Source organism: Legionella worsleiensis (assembly GCF_001467535.1).
GTDB classification, from domain to species: domain Bacteria; phylum Pseudomonadota; class Gammaproteobacteria; order Legionellales; family Legionellaceae; genus Legionella; species Legionella worsleiensis.
Map to the genome: position 1 here is coordinate 57,999 of NZ_LNZC01000031.1, position 7,592 is coordinate 65,590.

A 7,592-nucleotide genomic window follows, 5' to 3' on the forward strand; every position below is an offset into this window, starting at 1 on the left:
CAATGACAGTTTTGAAAATGCAGGACATACCATTACCGCCATTAACGGTACAGCCATAGCCGTAGGCGGTACGGTAGTGGTGGCTAATGGTAGTGTGGTGTTGAATGCTGACGGTACCTTGAGCTTTACACCTGCCGCTGATTTTAATGGTAATGCCAGCTTTACCTATACGGTGACTTCCGCTGGATTGACAGAAACCGCTACGGTAAATGTCACGGTTAATCCGGTCAATGAGGCTCCGATTAATAGTACGCCTGGAGCGCAAACTTTGAGTGAAGACGCTACTCGAGTATTTAGCTCTGCGAACGGCAATGCGCTCAGTGTAACGGATATCGATAGCGCTGTGGTGACGACCACCATTTCTGTGCTGCATGGCAGCTTAACCGCTCTGGCTACGGCTGGAGTGACCATCAGTAACAACGGCACAGGCTCTGTTACTTTGAGTGGTGCTCCCGCAGCAATTAATACTGCTTTGAATGGCTTAATCTACAGTCCTGTAGCCGATTACCACGGTTCCGATACCTTGACCATGAGTACTACAGACGGTTCTTTATTGGATAGCGATACTGTGGGTATTACTATTAATCCGGTTGTTGATATAGCCAATGATACAATAGTTACAAATGAAGATACTGCTGTGATTGTGAATGTTAATGCTAATGACAGCTTTGAAAACGCAGGTCATACGATTACAGCGATCAATGGCACGACCATAGCCGTTGGCGGTACAGTAGCCGTGGCTGATGGCTCGGTGCTTTTAAACGCTAATGGTACTTTAACTTTTACACCATCAGCAAATTACAACGGGACTACCAACTTTACTTATACGGTGACCTCAGGAGGCGTTACAGAAACTGCTTCCGTAAACGTGACAGTCAATGCAGTAAATGATGCGCCACAAGGTCAAAATAATTTGTTGTCTGTAAATGAAGATACTCCAATAGTTTTATCAGCTGCTAATTTTAATTTCACTGATACTGATGATACTCCTGCGAATACTTTTGCAGGGGTAAGGATTACTACCTTACCTGCTAATGGAACACTGACTTTAAACGGCGTTGCTGTGGTTGCTGGTCAAACTATCAGTATTGCTAATATTAACGCAGGCCTTTTAGTCTTTACGCCCACAGCAGATTATAGCGGGCAAACGAATTTCACTTTCCAGGTTGAAGACAATGGCGGTACAGCAAATGGTGGTGTTAATCTTGATCCAACACCTAATGTAATGACTGTAGATGTGGCTTCTGTTGCGGATACACCAGTTGTGTTTGCTCATTTAAGTTTACCAACGCTAGTTGCCGGAACAGCAGTTATTGCCGCCAATTTTTCAAACAACAGTAATGAAAATAATCTTAGTAATTGGAGTAGAGTGGCTTTATTTTCCAATACATTTGCTGAAATACAAGGTGGAAGTGGTAAAACAAACACTGAAGCCAATTTATTCAGCCAGATCGTATGGGCTGGTGAAACGGGTACAAATGCAACAGAGGTTAGTAATTTTAATAACAGGTGGACAAAACCGAGTGGAACAATTATTTACAATGCAAATGAAGTTGCTGATGATGCTCAAGGTATTTTAGTTTTAAACAGTAACCAGTTAACTGTTGCTGAGCGTGCTTTAACCAACTATGTTCTTTCTGTTGATATGTTTGCTGATGCTGATTCACCAAGAGCTAATGGAACAGGTATTGTTTTTGGTTATCAAAACGCATCAAATTACTTTTTGGTTCGTTGGGAAAATCCCAGTATTGAGTATTCTCCTGGCGGTGAGTTTTTCAATGTGCATCCTGGTCAGTATCAAGAGTTAACTTTGGTCCAAGTTGTTGGTAATGTTCCCATTGATTTGGCAAGAACTACCTTTAATGCTGATGACTGGTTTAACGTAGTTATTAATGTAAGTAATCTTGGTATATCTGTTTCCGCATCGGATATGAGTAATCCCAGTATTACTGCAAACTTTGATTACATTTATGGAAGTGTAAGTGGCGCAGCGGCGGCTGCTCCAGCTTTACGAACTATAGGGTTGTATACATATGATAACGATTCAGCTGTTCAATGGGATAACATTAACGTTAATCAACCTTCAAGTTATCAATACACTCTGCAAACTGAAGCGTATCTTAAAGATAATGACGGAAGTGAAACACTTGGCAACATCACTTTAGCCGGTATACCAGCAGGTGTAACTCTGCTCGATGTAGTGACTAATACTTCAATTCCAGTCAATGCTGGTTCTGCAACGATCATTCCTGGAAATGATGTTCGTTTAGTCTCATCAACTGCTTTGACTACGGCTCAAATTAATGCCATAACAGCAACTGTAAGCTCAGTTGAATCCAGCAACGGCAGTACTGCTTCACAAACTACTTCAGTTCAATTGGAATTAAATGGCGGCTATGCTCCGGAGACTTTTACTGGAACAAATGCTAGTGAATGGTTAGAGGGTGATAGCAGTAATGATATTTTAAATGCTGGTGGCGGAAACGATACCATCATAGGCGGCTTAGGAAACGACACCATTACTACAGGATCAGGTTCCGATCAGATTGTTTTACTCAAAGGACAAGGCGGTGCCACGGCAGGTGCAGCTCCAACTGATACCATTACTGATTTTACAGTAAATGTGGACACTATTGTGATAAAAGGTACGAATATCATCGGAGTAGCTGTTTCAACTCCTGTATCTAATACGTACACCATAACTGTAAATTATTCAGGCGGTGCCCCTACTGAATATTTTAAAGTAACCTTATCCAATGGCGCTGTGTTGAATGATTCTGGAGATACTCACCTTACTGGAGTTGTAGTAAGTGGGGGAACGGCTACTATTGATGGAACTATAGTAGGAGCCATTCTTTATCTGGATATTAACAGTAACAACCAGGAAGACGAAGGTGAGCGTCTGGGGATTACGGATCAATACGGTCATGTTGAGTGGGTACTGGATCTTGCCAAACTGGATGTGAATGGTGATGGTCAATACGTTTTGGGTGAAGCTCGAGCCGTGCAAACGGGTGGTTTTGACATAGACACTGGGCTTAGTTATGAGATCAATCTCTTTGGTCCTGTGGGCTCAGCGATAGTGTCACCGTTAACCAGTTTGTTACAGGCTCAGTTGGAATCAGGTTTTGATTACCAAACAGCGAATGCCAATATTGTTGCACGTTTGGGTTTGCCAGAAGGCACCGAGCTCATTAGTCTTAATCCGATAATGGGTTCTCATGATGTTCTTGCGCAAAATGCGGCTGTCATGACCGCTGCTGTTCAGTTTGCGGAAATTGCTGCCATTCGTTATTCCACCGATGAAGGTCATGTTTCTTTTTCAGTGTTTGAGGCGATTAGCAAGGCTTTGCTTGAACTGCCCGAGGGCGTTATCGCCGATTTTAGTGATAAAGCCTTTTTGCAAAATATTGCCTCGCATCTTGATTTAGGTGATATGGCTAGCCCTGAAGTTATTGCATTCATGGCCGCTAGCCAACAGGCATTACAATCCAGTATGGATACATTAGTCCCTGGCCAGAATGCGCTTGCTGCTATCAGTGAGGTACAGCATTTGACGCAAGGTAGTTATGCCCAGATTATTGAACACTATACGAATGGGTATTTACCTGCTTATTTACTAAGCGACATCAGCGTTATTATTCTTGCATTCAGTAGTTCAATCATCAGTTATGATGAGTTGAAGGGCTTTAATGACCAGTTTAATACCTTGGTAAATCAATCTGCAATCATGTTGTCTGATGGCTCAGAAAGCAGTAATAAAGATGATTTTGTGCATGAGCTTGATTCTGTAGTGAACAATTTCGTTTTGGCTCATGGTCTTGATGTTTCGCATGCGACAGATGGTCAACAATCTTTAGATGATCAGCACATGAATGCACTGATAAATCAGAGTGTAGAAGATGGAAACGTACTGGCGCATGAGGTTAATAACCATGAGATTATTACTGATCTGTCATCATCAATAGGTGGTATGGAACTGCATGGCAGCTCTGGAAATGATTTCATTTTTGGTGGAGAAGGTAATGATTTGATCCTCGGTGGGGAAGGTGATGATCGTCTTTATGGTGGTCAAGGTGATGATTCGATACTTGGTGGCTTAGGCGATGATGTGATTCATGGCGGTATGGGAAATGATCTGATGACCGGTGGCGGTGGTCACGACATCTTCGTTTTTGAAAAAGCAGATATTGGTGAAGAACCCGCTATTGATACTATAACTGATTTTAAACTGGGTATTGCAGGGGATAATTCAGGTGATAAGAGTACTTTGGATTTAACGGATTTATTCAAAGAGTCTACCTTAAGTTCAGATTCTTTGGACACTTTATTGCAAATCAGTACCATACATAATGAATCAACGAATCAAACAGATACCGTGATTAAAACAGATCCTACTGGAAATGCTCAGTTCAATAATTCTCCAGAAACGATCATATTAAGTGGGGTTGATGTGGCTTCTGCATATGGAACTACGAATTCTGTGGAGCTTGTTCAACATATGCTCGCTGCCAACGTTTTGGTCATGGGACATTAAATAATCAAGGGCTCTTGAGTTTTGTAAGCTCAGGAGTCTTGATACTGTTCAACAAGCGACATTATTTTCTTTAAAATCAGTAGGTCAGATGGTGTAGCAATAAATACTTTTGAATTACCACTAACCGTATGAAAAAAAATATTTTTTTAGATATCACTTGCCCAAAATAGTTCTACTTTTTTGATTTTATTGTCATTATTTTGCAAAATGCCCTTTTTTTGGTCTAATCTTAAAGTAGGTGTCCATGTATATACAGGGATAGAGTATGCTAACGCAAGTCGCTATTGGTGTTGTAAAAGTTCTTAATGGCGTTCTTGAAAAAGTCAACGTACAGGGAGAAGTACGTATAATTAAAGCTGGAGCTGCTCTGCATCATGGAGATAGGATAACGCTTCTGAGTGGTGAAGCTCATATACAACTTAACGACGAACCTCCTAAGGAACTCGTTGTAAGCAAACCTTATGTTCTTGATGAACAATCCGTGGTATTAAATTCAGGTTTGTTACGCTCCAATAGCGCTCATTCACAAGACATTTTAGCTAATGATCTACACAGTTCTGTAGTTACAAAAAAACTTATTGCTGCCAGTATGTATGTTGATGAAACAGAAAAAGCAAAAGTACCTTTTTACCTCGATGTGATGAACGGCTCAAAGTTAATACTGCCGAACAATAACACTTTCCTACCAACATTTGAAGAATTACGAGATTTAAGGTCAAATCCAACACCGCAAGCTATAGTGTTCAAACCAGTAACTGATGATAACGCCTCTTTGGTTATTTCAAATATTAACATTCCTTCTTCAGTGATAAGCGGGATTTTTAAAGGGGAAGTTACGGAATCCAGTGGATTAAATAATTCCATTCCCGGGGTAATGAAATTTGAAGCGCAAATCACCAGTATTAATGGCTTTACTCCCAAAAATATATCTGGAACATTGGGTACATTTTCTCTCGATGCTTCTGGAAAGTGGAGCTATCAATTACACCATAATAGTCCCTTGGTTGATGCACTTAGGGCTGGCGAGACCCAGATTCTCACCTTCGATGCTGTAGCCACAGATGGAACCAAACAACAAATAACGCTTACTGTCCATGGTAAAAATGACGCTCCCAATTCAGTATCTGAAACTAATACGGGATTTGAAGACACAGCTCTTACAGGCAACGTATTAACCAATGATAGGGATCCAGAGGGAGATCCCATTCGAGTGAGTTTATTCAGAATAGATGGTGATCCTGCGCAATATCAAGCAGGTCAGACAGCTGTTATACAGGGCAGAGGGCAAATAACCATTCTTGCAAATGGAAATTATATTTTTACCCCACAACTAAACTATAGTGGACCAGTTCCGAATATTACCTATTTCGTTTCTGATGGCACTATGGAACAAAGTGCTGTTTTGTCTTTACAGGTTGGTTTGGTTAATGATGCCCCTGCAGGTACGAATAAAAACGTATCTACCCTTGAAGATACACCACTTGTTATCAAAGCAGTTGATTTTGGATTTACGGATCCTGATGATTCATCTGCTAACGCATTTCTGGCTGTTAAAATTAATACCTTACCAGTCGATGGCACATTGTATCTCAACGGAATGATGGTTACTTCTGGACAAACTATTAGTATTGCTGCAATAAACTCTAATTTACTGGTTTATGTACCCACAGCAAATAGTAACGGTAGCGCACATTTTACATTCCAGGTTCAGGATAGCGGTGGAACTTTGAATGGAGGAAATGATCTCGATCCAACCTCTAACACATTAACCATCAACGTTGCTCCGGTAGATGATGCTTTTAGTGATGCGAATGAAGTCGTTAGTACGGCGGAAGACACAATTTTATATGGTTCTGTGTTGACGGGGACGAGCAGTGTTGATGGAACGGTAAATGTTACCCAGTTCAGTGTGGCAGGTGATCCAGCAATCTACAGTGCAGGGCAAACCGCTATTATTTCCGGCATAGGTACCATACAAATTAATACAAATGGTGCGTTCAGCTTTATTCCAGCTGCAAACTATAATGGTTCTGTTCCTGTAATTACTTACACGTTGAGTGATGGCAGCAGCAGTGATAGTTCGACCCTGAGCATAAATGTCACACCTGTAGATGATGCGTTTACTGATGCAAATGAAGTAATGATTACTGATGAAGATACTACTTTGAATGGAAATGTATTGACAGGCACAAACAGTGTTGATGGAGCAGTTAGTGTTACTCAGTTTAACGTGGCAGGCGACCCAGTGACTTATGCTGCTGGAAACACCGCCATTATTGCTGGCGTAGGTAGTTTACGAATTGATGCGAATGGTACTTTTAGCTTTATACCTGCCCCTGATTATAACGGTACAGTTCCACTGGTGACTTATACGCTTAGCGATGGTAGTAGTAGCGATACTTCGACTCTAAGTATAGATGTCACTCCAGTAGTTGATCCGTTTAGTGATGCTGATGAGTTTTTGAATACCGCTGAAGACACTACCTTGAACGGTAACGTATTAACAGGTACAAGTAGTGTGGGCGGTACGGTAAATGTTACTCAGTTTACAATTTCAGGTGATCCTGCAACTTACGCTGCTGGAGATACAGCTGCCATTTCTGGAATTGGTAGTTTACGAATTGATGCCAATGGTACATTCAGTTTTGTTCCTGCTGCAAACTATAATGGTTCAGTTCCTTTAATTACTTATACGTTGAGTGATGGAAGCAGCGGTAATATCTCTACTTTGACTATAGATGTTACTTCTGTCGATGATGCCTTTAGCGACACCAATGAGGTCTTGACTACAGCGGAAGACACCACGTTAAATGGTAACGTGCTGACGGGAACGAGCAGCGTGGACGGTGCGGTCACTGTGGTCCAGTTTACTGTAGCAGGCGATCCGGCCACTTATAATGCAGGAGACACGGCGACTATTGCGGGAATTGGTACCCTACAAATTAATACCAATGGAACGTTCAGTTTTGTTCCTGCAGCCAATTACAACGGTGCGGTTCCAGTCGCTACCTACACTTTGAGTGACGGCAGCAGCAGCGACACCTCAACTTTGAGC

2 protein-coding genes are annotated in these 7,592 nt (G+C 41.6%); both read left to right on the forward strand.

The annotated features are described in order from the left end of the window. Nucleotides 1–4,537: tandem-95 repeat protein (locus Lwor_RS14240; RefSeq protein WP_193786625.1), on the forward strand; the 4,537-nt coding region annotated here is incomplete at its 5' end. Nucleotides 4,538–4,802: 265 nt separating this feature from the next. Continuing rightward, a partial coding sequence (locus tag Lwor_RS12115; RefSeq protein ID WP_157063150.1) for a tandem-95 repeat protein occupies nt 4,803–7,592 on the forward strand: 2,790 nt, incomplete at its 3' end.